Here is a 15,200-nt window from a genome sequence, read left to right as displayed (position 1 = left end):
AAGTACCCGGTAGCTCAAATTTGGGTATCCTCACAAATAGCTGCGAAATTGGGCCGTGCACTTCGTTGAAGGAAACATGAGGTGCTCACTGTACATATGTGCTATTTCGCGGTCATGTTTCCTTCGCCTCGTGCACAACCAAATTTCTTCGTGAATAATCCGGGTTAAAACGGCCAGATCATCGGGATGGCAATCGTCGCAATAATCCAGAAGATAATATTTAGGGGAAGCCCCACCTTGGTAAAGTCTGTGAACTTGTAACTACCCGTGCCGTAGACAAGCGTATTGGTCTGATATCCGAAGGGAGTTATAAAACTGAGCGAGGCTGCATACGTAACGGCAAACAGAAACGGTTCCGCATTGACCCCGAGGGAGTCGGCTGTCTGGATGGCAATGGGGGCCAAAAGTGCGGCCGAGGCGTTGTTGGACATCACGGCGGTGATCCCCATGGTGAGCAGGAAGAAGCCCGACAATATAGCTCTTGGACCAAGCACGGATAACAGACTGATCATCCCGTCGGCCAGCAGGGCTGCCGCCCCGGTTTTGTCCATGGCGGTTCCCAGTGGAATTACCCCGGCAAGCAGCAGTATCACTTTCCAATTTACCGCCTGGTAGGCCTCATCTGCGGAAAGGCAGCCGGTTAAAATCATGCATATCACCCCGGCGATTGCGCTCACCACGATCGGCAGGTAGCCGAGTGCTGCCGAAAGAACCACCCCTGCAAGGATCGCCAGCGCTTTATACGTTTTTTCGGTTCTGTAGCGGTACACGCCCACCTCCGAGGCCAGCACGAAAGAGGGATCGGTATCGATCTGTTTTACTCGATCTTTGCTCATGTTCAGAAGCAGGGAGTCGCCCCCGGAAATGACCACTTTTTCGAGATCTTCGTGCATCAGTTCGCCGCGATGGCGGATGGCGAGCGGGACTGCTCCAAACCGGTCGTAAAAGTCGATCTCTCCCAGTGTTTCCCCGACCAGCGATGAATCCGGTGCGACGGCCGCCTCAACAAGGGCGTCGCGACTCTGTTCCAGGTCTACGTCCACCCATTTTTTGGGAGGCTTCAGAGAAATATCCTCCCGTTGCAGCAGCTTGTTGATCTCTTCCGCACTGCCGCGTATGCGAAGGATGTCGCCGGCCTTCAGGTACACTTCCGAACGCTGGGCCGATGAGTCTCTTCCGGGCTTAAATATTCGAAGCACATCTAGATCCAGATGGGCCGTCAGCTCCTGTTCATCCAAAACGGTTCCCACCAGGTCAGAGCCTGGTTCGAGCACCACATCGGTGAGATATCCCTGCATCTTGTAGCCTGAGGTCAGCTCCTCGTTTTTTCGCCGGTTGGGAATCATCTTGATGCCGATCGTAAAAAGATAGATGAACCCGGCTGACAAAAAGAGAATTCCACCGGGAGTGAATTCAAACATGGCAAGCGGCTCAAGACCACGGTCCTCGGCAATGGAACTTACCAATATATTGGTGGAGGTGCCGATGAGCGTGCAAATGCCTCCCATGATCCCTGCAAATGAGAGTGGCATCAACAGTTTTGAGGGGCTGACATCAATTCTGGAGGCGATATCAATGAATACGGGAATGAAGATTACCACGACCGCCGTATTGTTAATAAAGGAGGAAGAGAGGCTGACAAACAGGAGCATCCCGAGAAAACCCAGCCAGAAATTATCTTCCATCTGCCGGGTGAAAAAATCCCCGACTTTATTCAAAATCCCGGTACGGCGGAGCCCCTCGCTGAGCACAAACATGGCGGCAACAGTGAGCGTGGCGGGATTGCTGAAGCCGGAAAGGCCTTCTGAAGGGGTAAGTATGCCCGTAACCAGCAACAGGCACATGATAATTATTGCGGCAATATCAAAAGAAACATATTCCGAACTAAAAAGAAAAAGGGCAATTGCCAACAGGGAAAAAACAAATAATATTTCAAAACTCATATTTGGTTATTTGCTTGTTACCAGTTGCACACCGATGTAACAGGAAAATAGGAGTTAAAATTTATATACTCTCAAGCGTTTTTTATTCAGGTTATTAGATCATTTCCCTCAAGTGAATAATAGCTCTTCATCAGGTTGGCTGTAAGGCATGAATGGACCGGCAAAACCCCGATAATATCCCCCACATGTAGTTTTTTCATGAGTGGTGGGCTGCATTTCAGAATGCCGTGTTCCTGGGAAAGGTTCTTTATAAAAGCATTTTCAACGGGCTGGGACCATCTGTTGTTTTCTTCCAGCAGAACGGGAAGCCCGTATATGGTTTGACGATCCCATTCCAGTGTTTCTTTTGACAAGTGGACGGCACCCCCGTGAATAACGCATTCATTGCGCTGGGGATATGTCGCAACCACCGGCGCCGCCAACGCCACTGCAATATCTTCGATGGTACAGGCACCTGCTTGTGCCTGCATCAGGTCGTAAAACACAAAGTTGCCCGGGCTGATCTCATCGACTTCCCCGAAATCATCGGCCACGGTGCATCCCGGGGTATCTCCAATACAGCAGGTCAGGTTGTTGAAACGATTTTTAAGTCGCTGAACCTGTAACACAACATCGGCGTATATCGCCTTGATTTCATGTTTGGAACGGGCAGAGTAGGTGTGACCGGGATGCGAGTAAAAGCCTTTGAGCGTCAGCAAATCGGAGTGTTTTATGAAACGGATCAGCCGCGCTATGGAGTCTGTTTGTCCGGGCCTGAATCCGGACCGTTCACCTCCGGTATCAATTTCGATATAGACCTGGGCGGGTTCAGTCAGATGCTCCCTCAAAAACTGGACCGATTCGATATTTGCCACCAGCAGGCTAAGGGCATCGATCTTCGCGGCCAGGGTATTGATGGAATCAATTTCACGAATATTCACCGGGAATGCGACGGTGATATCCCTCCAGCCGTGATCGGCAAACAGGTGACCCATCTTGACTGACGAGACGGTGATGGCATCGATTCCAAACTCCCGGAACCACTCTCCGATAACCGGCGACTGGTGGGTCTTTACATGCGGTTTGAAGGCTAATCCGTGATTCCCGGCCTTTTCTGCCATACGCCTGATGTTTGTCTTACATTTTTTGGGATCGATAAGTAAAGTCGGCGAGCTGATCATGAGAATTCAAATGTTAAAAGCAGTTTTTTGGTAATGGGGATAAAGTCGTCCGACTTTATCCCGTTTTATGGTCGGTGGAATCAGGGGCATGCTCATGAATGTATGAGATTAGGTGCTCGGCGTCTTCTTTTGTTAGGGCAAGCGCCCTTCCGTGGACCTCTACCAGGGTTAATGGCCGGTCTGAGTCTGCCGGCATAAATTTAATATTCAGATCCCCGGGAAAAAAACCGGTTCCGAAAAATTGGGTGTTCGGTTCCGTATATACCGTTTCGATGTTGCCAAGTTTAAAAATGTCGCGGCTGACGACCCGATCTTTCCTCAAATAGGTAAGAATCAGCTCTCCGTTTTCAGTAGAGCATTCGATGGTGTGCTTGCCCTGCATCACTTTCAGACCGCTGAATACCGTACCCGCCAGCAGTCCAAATGCGATTAAACGGAGTACGCCTTCCCACACTACATCCTCGGCAACATGGTAGGCACCCAGAAACAACAGTGTACCCAAGGCCAGGGCGGAGGTTATCTGAATCCAGTAACCGGAGTATTTTTCTTTAATAATCATCTGAAAAGTAATTGAGGTGCAGCTGTCAATAAATTGGAGACACGGGATAGTTAAAAAAAACGGTTATATTAAAATGGGAATTTCACCCGCAGCCAACGTAATGCAAGGTACTTAACCTGGGGCTGCAAAGTTTTCACGTCACCGGCGGTTTTGCAAACCCTCTGGTAAATTAAACAACTGCAATGGATAAAATCACGGTACAAATTGATTGATTTTTATTGAAGTATTAGCTTGGTTTATAAAACATATAACGAGGATATTATGGCGAAGAAGAAAAAAGGGACCAAGAAGAAGGAGATGTCAGAGGGCACTGCAATTGCAGTTGTGGTACTTGGATTGACTGTGGGAGGAATTGCAGTATATTATATATTGACGTGGCTGATCAGCCTGTTTTTCCCTAATCTGCTCAATTAGTATATACTTTACAGGGGCCTTTGCAGGACCTGCTATGTTGTTGGGAGTAGCTGTACTACCGGCCTTTGGGACCTTTAAACAGGAGTACAACGCCCTTAAAACGAGGAATTGAAGGTTTTGCAAAGCCCTCTGTTAATTATTTTCTATTTCTTTGCTGGATGCTTAAAACGAACAAGAGCCCTTCACAATATGCTCATTAACCAGTATGCGGGGGTATTAAACTGCAGTTCAACGCCGGTCTACAATATGTTGCGCCGGTGTTGAACTCGACGTCGCTATGAAATTAATTGCAAAACTTATTTGACAGGTCTGAATCTATGAACACAAATCCGGAAAATACGCGAACCGATAGGTCACTGCCGGCCCTCTGTTGGATTATTGCACTTCTTGTCGTTGTAATACCGTTGAGTTCGTGTAGCAGTGAATCGAATGATTCAGCCAGGTCTTCCCAGCATACTCCGCAAGAGCAATCATCGGGGGGATCGTCGCCGGATGAGCTTAATGCCCAGCAGTTAAGGACGGCTGCGCTTGAGGGAGAGATCGGGAAGGTACGCGCGGCGATAGAGGAGGGGATTGATGTGAATGCCTCCGATCAACGCGGCCGTACCGCCCTTATGCTGGCGGCCTTTAATGGACACACAGAAGTATCCCGGATTCTGCTGGAGGCGGGCGCCCGGGTGGAGGATAAAAATACGGAGGGGCGAACACCTCTGATTTTTGCTGCCAGTGGACCGTATGCTGAGACGGTTGAGCTTTTGCTGGAGTGGGAGGCCGATCCCAATACCGCTGACCAGGTAGAAGGCTGGTCCGCTCTTATGTTTGCAGCAGCAGGAGGGCATGAGGAGGTAGTCAGTACCCTGCTGGAATATGATACCGACACACAGCTGAAAGACAAGGATGGGGACACCGCCATAAAATTTGCCCGGGACAACAATCACCCGGAGGTGGTGTCACTTCTGGAGGAGAATAACACGCAGTAAATATCAGGAAGAGACCGGGGGGCTGTGTTTCTTTATGAAAGCCGGAATATGTTGATAGCGCACTCAAAGAGTTAATGTGAGGGGACGCCACAAAAATAAAAATGAGTATCACTGTTTGGATGATCTCCGGATTTTGTTAAGTTCCCCGAAATCTGTTTATTAAGTTTATCTAACAAAAACAGGGAGGAATGGAACAAACACTCATATTTTGAGTTACAGGGAATGTAAACCTGAACATCACTTCTTGTCCTGTTATGGATATTACATCCTTTGATGATGACGACGTGCTTACCGATTATCTCACTGATTACCTGGATGGTAATTTAGACGCCACTGAAGTGGAGGTATTTGAAGAATACCTGGATCAAAATAAGCGAGAAAAGGAATTTACCTGTAAAGCCCGGAAGGGAAAACAAGCACTAAATTGGCTGGTAAAGCAGATGAATAATTATGAGAACATAGAATATAAACTGGCGACACAAATTGCTCTCGAAAAATTAAGGTCTGGTAAATCTGATACGATAAATCAGTAGGTAGAACGGCTGATTTATTCATTGACAGAGGGACTTGCCAACCTGTTCTTCATTTAAATTGTGCTCTCAGTATCTGGATGCGGCTGGTTTCATTCGCCAAAAGAGGGGAAGTATGCCGGAAGTTAAGTGTGGAATAGGTCCACCGATTGACTAACTTCCGCAGGAGTTTGGGATTTGTTTTGTTCGCACAAAGAAGGAATATTTTTGCCTGGGGAGCGGCTTTAATATTTTTGAGGAAGCCGTAACTCACGAACCAATTTCTTGGTGAGAAAAGCAGGTTTTAGTACTCCAACAACTGATTGATCTTTTCTTTCAGCCTGTGAGAAGCGAGATATCCCTCCTCCAGTCTCTTGTTGAAGGGGATGGGAGTGTCCAGGGAACCGCAGCGGATGAGGGGGGCATCCAGGTGTTCAAAGCACTGTTCATTGATCAGGGCTGAAAGCTCACTCATCGGTCCCAGGGTCAAGGAGGGCTCCTGTAGCAGCAAGGCTTTATTTGTTTTGATTATTGATGTCCTGACCGTTTCAAGATCAAGTGGATAGAGACATCGCAGATCTACAATTTCCAGTTCAACGCCCTTTCGTTCATACTCTTCGGCTATCTCGTATGCCCAGTGCACGCCCATCCCATAGGTTATAATGCTGGCGCTCGTCCCTTCTCTGCATATTGCGGCACTGCCGAGCTCTTCAGGTTGGCAGTGGTCATAAATTGTGGATTTAAGACTTCTGTAGAGCTTTTTATGCTCAAAAAAGAGAACGGGATTGGGATCCATCAGCGCACTGTAGAGTAGGTTTTGGGCATCTTGCACGGAGGACGGCACCACGATTTTCAGGCCGGCGTGCTGCATAAACCAGCCTTCCGGCGACTGCGAATGAAACGGCCCCGATCCCACGCCGGCACCGTGTGGAGCACGAATCGTAACATTGAGCGGTGGAGTCCATCGATAACGGGATTTTGCCAGATTATTGATCACCTGGTTAAAACCGCAGGATATAAAATCAGCGAACTGCATTTCAACGACCGGTTTGAAACCTTCCAGCGCCAACCCTATCGCCGTGCCCACTGCGCCTGATTCCATGGTCGGGGTATTGCGAATGCGCTCTTTGCCAAACTGTTCTACAAATCCCTCCGTTACCTTGAAGACGCCCCCGTATTCGGCAATATCCTGCCCAAGCATAATATAGGAGTCATCCTCCAGGAACGCCTGCCGAAGGGCGTTGCTTACAGCATCGACAAACCGTTGTTCAGATTGGGTTGCTCCTGGTTTAGCAGGGGAGGGGATTTCAGCCGAAGTAAAAACGGCAGCGGTCTCTTTCTCTTCATCAAATACGGGGTCATCCGCATTGAGAGCACGCTCCAGCTCATCCTCAAATAGTTGATCCACCTGGTCTGCAACAGCTGAAAATTCCTCTTCCGTGGTAACCAGTTTCTTGTTTTTTATCCATTTTTTCAGCTGGAGGATCGGGTCGCGCCGTTTCCATTCCTCAAACAGCTCATCAGGTATATAGGAGGTGCCCGAGGCCTCTTCATGTCCCCGCATGCGAAAGGTCTTGGCCTCTATCAGTACCGGCTGACCACGCAAGGCGGTTTTCCGGGCATCGGCCATTTCATCCATTACGTTAAAAATATTATTTCCGTCGATTTTGAGTCCCGCCAGTCCATAACCGATCGCCCGGTTCAACAAGTGCTGGCAGGCGTACTGTTCCGAGGTGGGGGTGGAGAGGGCGTACCCGTTGTTTTCGATCACAAAGATGACCGGAAGTTCCCAGACCGCCGCCAGGTTCAGGGCCTCGTGGAAGTCACCCTCACTGGTGGCGCCGTCGCCGCAAAAACTACAGACAACGGAACCGGTCTCTTTCATCCGTGATGCCAGAGCCAGCCCGTCCGCAACGGGCAGCGTGGCGGCCAGGTGTGAAATCATCCCCACAATCCGGTTGTCGAGGCTTCCAAAATGAAACGAGCGGTCTCGCCCATTAGTGAACCCGTCCGCCTTGCCGAGCAGCTGACAAAACAGCCTGTACAGATCGACCCCCCGCGTGGTAAACAATCCCAGGTTCCGGTGCATCGGCAGCAGATAATCTTCATCGCTGAGCGAGGCTGCCGCTCCTATGGAGATCGCCTCCTGCCCGATCCCTGAAAACCATTTGCTTATCTTTCCCTGCCGCAGAAGGTTGATCATCCGCTCCTCAATACGCCGGGGCAGCAGCAGTTTTTTGTACAGTTCGACGGCCTCTTCTTTTGAAATATTTTTTGTGGGATGGATCATTTATTTAACAAAAAATTTCAGTAATTTGAATGCTGTTGGTCGGATCCGGTGGATCGACATATTCTGTTGTGATTCCGTGCTAATATGACCAGAATGATGAACAAACGAAATGCGGTCATTGAATTATATATCGGCTGCATCTGTTGCGGGGCATAGCGTATTATACATAAATTAGAAATTACAGAAACGTTACAACTGTTTGCGGCGGCAACTTCAGTGAAATGTTGAGAATAGCATTTCGGGAAGTTTTCAGTCGCATTTTTCATTTAGGGCACCTGCAGTGCACAACTTGAAAAGAATTTATTGTTAGATGGAAGCACTTGGTCGACAAATACTTGTTGAATATTATGATTGTGACGCAGAAAAGCTCAATGATGTCGATTTTATTGAGTCGGCATTTATTGAGGCTACGAAAGCCTCCAAAGCCACGATTATTACACACAATTTCCATAAATTCAGTCCCCATGGGGTCAGCGGTGTTATAGTTATTGCTGAATCCCATGTGGCCATTCATACCTGGCCGGAATACAAATACGCGGCTGTCGATATTTTCACATGTGGCGAAACGATCGATCCATGGATAATCCAGGAACACCTGAAGAATTCACTGGAGTCCCAAAACACGTCAAGCATGGAAATGAAGCGGGGGATGTTCAGGGTCAATCCCGGTGAGCGTCTCCTTTTTAAACCCAAATCCACACTTACAGAAAATTAATGGTTGTAATGAAAAAATCTTCACAGATGCAGGTTTCGCCACAGCTGATGGTTGACACGCCCAATATTTTTTGCCTGGTCAGGGGGGCATCGGAGGGGCGCACGCGGCTCAATGCGTTTGATAATGCCCTGCTGAACGCCGGCGTGGGCGATACCAACCTGATGCGCATGAGCAGTATTTTGCCGCCGGGAGCTGAGCAGTGTGCGATCCGTGATATGGATCTCCCGAAAGGTGGACTCATTCCGCTCGCCTATGCCACGATAGACTCTACCACACCCGGCCGCTTTATTTCTTCCGCCATTGCTGTCGGCATTCCTGAAGACCGCTCTGAACCGGGGGTGATTATGGAGTTTGAGGACCACAGCAAGCTCGAAAATGTGGAGGCGATCGCGCGCCAGATGGTGGTCGATGCATTTAATTACCGGAAACGGAAGCTGAAAGAGATCAAATCGATCGGCATTGAGCACCAGGTCGAAACGTGTGGGGCCACGTTTGCTGCGGCTGTCTTGTGGTATGAGTAGCATGAGTAACAGAAAATTTGTCCAAAAAACACTCTGATGCCCCGCTTTGTACCACGGGCGGGCTTCGAGTGACTGCTCGTCATTTCGTAAGAATTCTATTAAATCCTAAAAAGACCGTTTGACGGATGACCACCTACAACGAGTATTACCATAAAAAGACCGGTTTAACAGTCGGGGTTAAGAATGTGCTTTTCTCGGAGCAGTCCGAATATCAGAAAGTGGAGGTGCTGGAAACCGACACCTGGGGCAATATGATGACGATCGACGGGATGGTCATGCTCTCGGAGAAGGATGAGTTTGTGTACCACGAGATGTTGAGTCATGTCGGGCTGTTTTCTCACCCGAAACCGGAACGGGTCCTGATAGTCGGCGGCGGCGATGGAGGCACGGCCCGCGAAGTGCTGCGGCACGACTCGGTTGTACAGGTCGATTTGGTGGAGATCGACGAGGTGGTGGTGCGCGCCTCAAAAAGATTTCTCCCGGAGGTGGGAGACTGGCAGAATCCCAGGTTGAATGTCCTGTTTGAAGATGGCATACAGTTTGTCAACGGCGTCAAACTCCCGTATGATGTCATCATAATTGATGGCTCGGATCCGGTGGGACCGGCACAGGGACTGTTTGAGCATAACTTCCTCCGGTCGTGCCACAATGCATTGGCCGAAGATGGAGTGCTGGTTGCCCAAACCGAAAGCCCGTGGGTTAAATCCTATCACAGCAGCATAAAAAACATATTCACCGCACTGGATGCTATGTTTGAGGTCTCAAAGATGTACCTGGCCTATATCCCACTCTACCCGGCGGGGATGTGGTCGTTTAGCTTCGGCAGTAAAGGTGTTGATCCGCTGACAGGGGATACAGTGCGACGGGTGGAAAAGGGCGTACGCCAGTTTGGGGAAAGGTTGAAATACTATAACAAGGATGTTCACATCGGCAGTTTTGCCCTGCCGAATTTTGTGCAGGATATTATCAGCTAAAAATAGTCATGCGTGGGAATAAAGAGGCGGTTTTGAACGATACCTTTTTAACCCAATATTTCTTTAAATAGACCTCAAATTACGACTCAAATCCTGCCTCTGAGTTGTGGAATTGTCGAACGCATCGTATTTATGTTCTTTATTCTTTAGTCAGAAAAGGGCAGTACGTTGCTTTATTATCCAGGTTCTTTTGCACAAATTAGCTGGCTCATGGAGCTTTCAGATAAATATGTACTGGTGACCGGTGCCTCAAGGGGGATCGGCAAGAGTATATCCGCCAAGCTGTTGCAGGCGGGGGCAACCGTCACAGGTACGGCCCGCCGCTCCCCCTTTCCGGAAACGCTTGCACGGCACAGTGCATTTGAAGGTCTGCATGTAGATCTGGAGGATGAGGTTGAAACAGCCCGAATCCTTAAACCACTGTTTCAGCAAAGGCCGGCTCCGAATGTACTGGTTAACAACGCAGGTATTTTTGAAGATGCCGATTTGGGTTCGGATGACGACCGCTGGCTGCAGAACTGGGACAGGACGTGCCAGATTAATTTGCGAGCACCCGCTTTGCTCTCAAAATGGGCGGTAAACTGCTGGATAAAACAGGGGGAGGGAGTGCTGGTCAATATAGCTTCGCGGGCGGCTTACCGGGGAGATACGCAGGAATACGCGGCATACGCGGCCTCGAAAGGGGGGCTGGTGGCCTTTACCAAAAGTATTGCACGCGACTACGGCACCAGAGGGATCGTCGCCTACTCTGTGGCTCCCGGATTTACAAAGACAGATATGGCCGCCGACTCGATTGAGATTTACGGGGAAGATTACCTGAAGGAGGGGATGGCCTTCGATGAGATAACATCCCCGGAAGAGGTAGCCGAGCTGGTCACGTTTTTGGCCTCCGGCAAAGTGAAACATATGACCGGCTCAACATTCCATATAAATGGTGGTTCCTACATGATCTGAATTATTTAATTATACCTAATAAAAGGTGCGGCGAACTGGCGGACCGTGCAGCACTTACTTTACGTAGCAAAATCGATATACAACTATGAGTGACTATAACTGGATTGAAACTTCTCAACCCGATTTCCGATTGCGTTTTGCCAATGAAAGAGACATCCCCTTGATCCATGCTTTTATAAAGGATCTCGCCGATTATGAGAATCTGGAGGACGAGGTCGTTTCCACAGAGGAGTTGTTGCGCCAAAACCTGTTCGGAGATCGATCGTACGCCGAGGTTATCCTCGGATTTGAAGAAGACCGGCCCGCCGGATTTGCCCTGTTTTTCCATAACTTTTCCACATTCGTGGGGAAACCGGGCATCTATCTTGAAGATCTCTACGTAAAAAAAGAGATGCGCGGCAATGGGTATGGCAAAGTATTTTTGAGATACCTGGCCCGGCTGGCCAATCACCGCGACTGCGGTCGGCTGGAATGGGCCGTCCAGGAATGGAATGAGCGCGCAATCGGTTTTTACGAGAGTCTGGGAGCACGCCAAAAAGAGGAGTGGACGGTCTACCAGCTTGCCGGATCCAGGCTGAAACAGCTGGGTAACTCTTTCGACAATCACCGTTAGGACGGGTAGCAGATGGATATAAAAGAACGCAAAAAGGATCATGTGGATCTGACCGTTTCGGGTGGAATGGGATACGACCGGACGGCGGGTTTTGAGCAGTTCGACTTCAGGCACAACGCCCTGCCGGAGGTGGATATCAGGGAGGTCAGCACCGAGGCCCGGCTGCTGGGACGTACGTTTTCATTTCCCCTGTTTATCTCCTCCATGACCGGAGGCTATACCGACGCAGGAGCCGTGAACGCCATTATCGCCGAATTTTGCGAAGCGTACAATCTGCCGTTTGGAGTCGGGAGCCAGCGGGCCATGCTGGAAAACCCGGATCAAAAAAGCACCTTTTCCATCGTGCGTGAAAAAGCCCCCAACGCATTTATCGCCTCGAATATAGGAGGGGCGCAGCTGGTGGGGGGGCTGCCGGCCCACAAGCTTGAACTTATGATCGATACCATCGAAGCGGATGCGGTGATCGTGCATTTGAACCCCCTGCAGGAGCTTATGCAGCCAGAAGGAGATCGAAATTTTAAAGGTGTTGAGTCGGGTATCGCTCAACTGGTGAAGGACAGCGCGGTTCCTGTAATTGTAAAAGAAACGGGAGCGGGAATTTCAGCCGAGGTGGCCGAGAGATTGCTGGACTGTGGCGTTTCGGTCATCGATATCGCCGGGGCAGGGGGAACGAGCTGGGCAAAGGTTGAAAATGAACGGGCTTCCAACAAAACTCCGGATGAAGCATTTAACGAGTGGGGTATTCCAACCCTCGGGTGCCTGCTGGAGGTGCGCACACTGAAAGAGCAATACGACTTTGAACTGATCGCTTCAGGGGGCGTACGAAGCAGCTTTGATCTAATAAAATCGGTGTGTCTGGGAGCCGATTTCGGGGCTGCGGCCCAGCCGATCATACAGAGCGTCGTAAATGGAGGCTATCAAGGGATTGAGGCGCTTTACAAAAAATGGCAATATCAGGCCAAAGTCATCCTTACCTTGGTGGGGGCCGAAACGATTGAATCACTCTCGGGAGAAAATATTATTCATTCCTGAAACGGTTCTTACATCCTTCCTTAAATTCATTATATTTGCATCTAAAAAATCAGGTAAACCGAGTTTTTTTGGAAAGCACGCTGAAGCATCAAAATTTAACGACGTTGATTAACCGGGAGTTGACCCAGCTCGCGCTTCCGGAAGAACCATCCCAACTCTATGATCCGGTTCGGTATACGCTGAACCTGGGAGGCAAGCGAACCCGGCCCTTGTTTACGCTGATCAGTTGTGGCATGTGCAATGGCGACCCGGAGGAGGCGGTACCGGCGGCCCTTGCGATCGAACTTCTTCACAATTTTACGCTCTTGCACGACGATATTATGGATGCGGCCGATACCCGCCGCGGGGAACCGAGTGTATTTAAAAAATGGGATTCCTCCACGGCCATCTTGTCCGGCGATGTAATGTATGCGTACGCCTTCAAGCAGTTGCAGTATTATGGGGGGTCCGACCTATACTCGAAACAGCAGTATGCAACGATCATGGATATTTTCCTGGAGAGCGCGGAAACCGTTTGTGAAGGCCAGGCGTTTGATCTGGAATATTCCGATCGCATCGACGTATCCATCGATGAATACTTAAAGATGATCCGGGGCAAAACGGCAGCGCTCATCAGTGGTTCGCTGATGCTGGGAGGCGCGGTGGCCGGTGTTGAACAGCGCGAACTGGAACGCCTGCGCGAAATTGGAAGGGAAACGGGGACTGCCTTCCAAATACAGGATGATCTGCTGGATGTAATAGCCGATCCTTCCAAGTTTGGTAAAACACCGGGTGGAGATATTATGGAAGGCAAGAAAACATATCTCTCGATTCTTGCGTTAGAGGAGGGGAACCGGAAGCAGCAGAAGTTTATACAAGAAGTATTATCGTCAAAGGATAATGCTGAAGAAGAGATCGTTGAAGTTATCCAGCTATACGAAGCGTTGGGTGTTGTCGAGAAAACAAAGAAGACGATTGAAAAACACTACACAAAAGCGGTCGCTCTGCTCGACCGGTTTCCGGATTCGGATTTTAAAGACGACTTAATAACCTATTTTAATAAACTGAAAAAAAGAGAATTTTGAATCTACTCAATATGAAAGTCAGATACACGCACTTCGCATTTATCGGCGCTGTCGCAGTAGCAATACTTTTTTCGGCCTGCTCAAAACAAAACTATATTCAGCGGGGCGATTCTCTTCCCGAAGCCTACAAAAAATCGATGCGGCTTTTTCAACTGGGGGATTATACCGAGGCGGTAGACGCGTTTGAGACGGTATTCAGCCTGGGCCGTGGTACCGAGTACGCCAGGAATGCGCAGTACTATCTCGCCGAATCCCATTTCAACAATGAAAATTACTTGTTGGCGGCTTCTGAATATGAACGCTATGCTTCCCTGTTTCCACGGTCTGAGCGCCGTGAAGAGGTCGACTTTAAAGAAGCCTATTGTTACTACGAACTGAGCCCCCGTTACAGGCTGGATCAAACATATACCCACCGTGCTATTGAAAAGTTTAATCTGTTTGAATCCAGGTATCCGGACTCCGAGCGCCTGCCTCAGATTGCCGAGTACGTGGACGAGATGCGGGCCAAACTGGCGCACAAAATGTATAACGCAGCTGATCTTTACATGCGGATCGACGAATATGAAGCGGCCGCAATCTATTACGGGCTCACCATCGATCAATACCCGGAAACAGCGTGGGCTGAGCAGGCACTTGTTGACCAGATCAATGCTTACAACACCTACGCGGCTAACAGTGTCAGTTCCAAGCAGCAGGAGCGGTACCAGAAAGCGGTGGAGAGCTATGAAAAATACCTGCAGCTATTTCCACAGGGAGAACACCGCTCCCTGGCGGATGAATATGTGGATGAGGCTCGTGTAGCCCTGGCTCAGCTGGAAGATACCTCCTCTGAGGAAGATACTGCAAGCACACCTACTGCCAGCATAAATGAGCGCTAATCATGCCTGATCGCATCGGCTTGTTCGGCGGGACGTTCGACCCGGTTCACGCGGGTCACGTCGCGATCGTGGAATCTTTTCTCGAAAGCGGTCTCATCGATGAGCTCTGGGTGATACCGGCTCCCACGCCGCCCCATAAAACAGATCAACACATCACCAGCTTCGAACACCGAAAAAGGATGCTGGAACAGGCGTTTGACCATATAAAAGGGGTTCGGATCACAGATATTGAGGAGAGACTGCCACAGCCGTCCTATACGATTCACACCATTCAATATCTAAAACAAAAGTATCCTGAAAAGAAATTTTACCTGTGTATCGGAGAAGATTCGCTTGCGGATTTTTCCTCATGGTACAAGCCCGAAAAAATTGTACAAATCTGCGACCTGCTGGTGGCTGAACGCCCTGACAGCAACTCGCGGGATCAGCAAAATAATTTCCTGGAAAATGCCCGATTTGTTAAACATACGCCAGTGGATATCTCCTCGACCGAGCTGCGGGAACGGTTGAAAGAAGACGGGAAAAGCCTGGAAAAGGACCTGCCGCCGGATGTATTAAGCTACATCCGCGATAATGACCTGTACAACGATTAGG

The 15,200-nt window shown here is 49.4% G+C and carries 16 protein-coding genes; 12 read left to right on the top strand and 4 right to left on the bottom strand.

Annotation, left to right across the window (positions count from 1 at the left end; genetic code table 11):
• Positions 1-164 precede the first annotated feature (164 nt).
• From ACG2E4_RS15875 to ACG2E4_RS15865, 3 genes are all read right to left on the bottom strand, one after another.
• Complete coding sequence (locus tag ACG2E4_RS15875) at positions 165-1,943, bottom strand: SLC13 family permease (RefSeq protein WP_395277187.1); 1,779 nt, start codon at positions 1,941-1,943, stop codon at positions 165-167.
• An 86-nt stretch (positions 1,944-2,029) separates the two neighbouring features.
• Positions 2,030-3,103, bottom strand: coding sequence for an alanine racemase (locus tag ACG2E4_RS15870; RefSeq protein ID WP_395277186.1), 1,074 nt, complete (start codon positions 3,101-3,103; stop codon positions 2,030-2,032).
• 55 nt (positions 3,104-3,158) lie between these two features.
• Positions 3,159-3,662, bottom strand: coding sequence for a hypothetical protein (locus ACG2E4_RS15865; protein WP_395277185.1), 504 nt, complete (start codon positions 3,660-3,662; stop codon positions 3,159-3,161).
• Between the two features lie 261 nt (positions 3,663-3,923).
• Here ACG2E4_RS15865 and ACG2E4_RS15860 point away from each other — a divergent pair, with 261 nt between their 5' ends.
• The 3 genes from ACG2E4_RS15860 (at position 3,924) to ACG2E4_RS15850 (ending at position 5,589) form a co-directional block, all read left to right on the top strand.
• Positions 3,924-4,076 carry a hypothetical protein gene (locus ACG2E4_RS15860; protein ID WP_395261869.1) on the top strand — a complete coding sequence of 51 codons (153 nt, stop codon included), beginning with the start codon at positions 3,924-3,926 and terminating at the stop codon, positions 4,074-4,076.
• A gap of 317 nt (positions 4,077-4,393) precedes the next feature.
• Positions 4,394-5,056, top strand: a complete 663-nt coding sequence (locus ACG2E4_RS15855; RefSeq protein WP_395277184.1) for an ankyrin repeat domain-containing protein — start codon at positions 4,394-4,396, stop codon at positions 5,054-5,056.
• A gap of 254 nt (positions 5,057-5,310) precedes the next feature.
• Positions 5,311-5,589, top strand: coding sequence for a hypothetical protein (locus ACG2E4_RS15850; RefSeq protein WP_395261871.1), 279 nt, complete (start codon positions 5,311-5,313; stop codon positions 5,587-5,589).
• A gap of 280 nt (positions 5,590-5,869) precedes the next feature.
• Here ACG2E4_RS15850 and ACG2E4_RS15845 read toward each other — a convergent pair whose 3' ends face one another.
• Entirely contained in the window at positions 5,870-7,855 is a 1,986-nt protein-coding gene (locus ACG2E4_RS15845) for a thiamine pyrophosphate-dependent enzyme (protein WP_395277183.1), read from the bottom strand.
• Between the two features lie 310 nt (positions 7,856-8,165).
• Here ACG2E4_RS15845 and speD point away from each other — a divergent pair, with 310 nt between their 5' ends.
• The 9 genes from speD (at position 8,166) to nadD (ending at position 15,199) form a co-directional block, all read left to right on the top strand.
• Complete coding sequence (speD, locus tag ACG2E4_RS15840) at positions 8,166-8,570, top strand: adenosylmethionine decarboxylase (protein WP_395261873.1); 405 nt, start codon at positions 8,166-8,168, stop codon at positions 8,568-8,570.
• A gap of 8 nt (positions 8,571-8,578) precedes the next feature.
• Positions 8,579-9,091, top strand: coding sequence for a pyruvoyl-dependent arginine decarboxylase (locus ACG2E4_RS15835; RefSeq protein WP_395277182.1), 513 nt, complete (start codon positions 8,579-8,581; stop codon positions 9,089-9,091).
• Positions 9,092-9,216: 125 nt separating this feature from the next.
• A complete protein-coding gene (gene speE / locus ACG2E4_RS15830) occupies positions 9,217-10,065 on the top strand; it encodes a polyamine aminopropyltransferase (RefSeq protein ID WP_395277181.1) in 849 nt (282 codons plus the stop codon).
• Between the two features lie 210 nt (positions 10,066-10,275).
• Complete coding sequence (locus ACG2E4_RS15825; protein WP_395277180.1) at positions 10,276-11,019, top strand: SDR family NAD(P)-dependent oxidoreductase; 744 nt, start codon at positions 10,276-10,278, stop codon at positions 11,017-11,019.
• Between the two features lie 85 nt (positions 11,020-11,104).
• Positions 11,105-11,632, top strand: a complete 528-nt coding sequence (locus ACG2E4_RS15820; RefSeq protein ID WP_395261877.1) for a GNAT family N-acetyltransferase — start codon at positions 11,105-11,107, stop codon at positions 11,630-11,632.
• A gap of 12 nt (positions 11,633-11,644) precedes the next feature.
• Complete coding sequence (gene fni / locus ACG2E4_RS15815) at positions 11,645-12,664, top strand: type 2 isopentenyl-diphosphate Delta-isomerase (protein ID WP_395261878.1); 1,020 nt, start codon at positions 11,645-11,647, stop codon at positions 12,662-12,664.
• Between the two features lie 68 nt (positions 12,665-12,732).
• A complete protein-coding gene (locus ACG2E4_RS15810) occupies positions 12,733-13,728 on the top strand; it encodes a polyprenyl synthetase family protein (protein WP_395277178.1) in 996 nt (331 codons plus the stop codon).
• An 11-nt stretch (positions 13,729-13,739) separates the two neighbouring features.
• Entirely contained in the window at positions 13,740-14,606 is an 867-nt protein-coding gene (locus ACG2E4_RS15805; protein WP_395261880.1) for an outer membrane protein assembly factor BamD, read from the top strand.
• Between the two features lie 2 nt (positions 14,607-14,608).
• Entirely contained in the window at positions 14,609-15,199 is a 591-nt protein-coding gene (gene nadD / locus ACG2E4_RS15800) for a nicotinate (nicotinamide) nucleotide adenylyltransferase (RefSeq protein ID WP_395261881.1), read from the top strand.
• The last annotated feature ends 1 nt before the right edge of the window (position 15,200 follow it).

Origin of the sequence: Halalkalibaculum sp. DA384 (genome assembly GCF_043951955.1) — a bacterium.
In the GTDB taxonomy this organism is placed as follows: domain Bacteria; phylum Bacteroidota; class Rhodothermia; order Balneolales; family Balneolaceae; genus JAMQKA01.
This window is presented reverse-complemented; position numbering and strand designations above follow the sequence as displayed.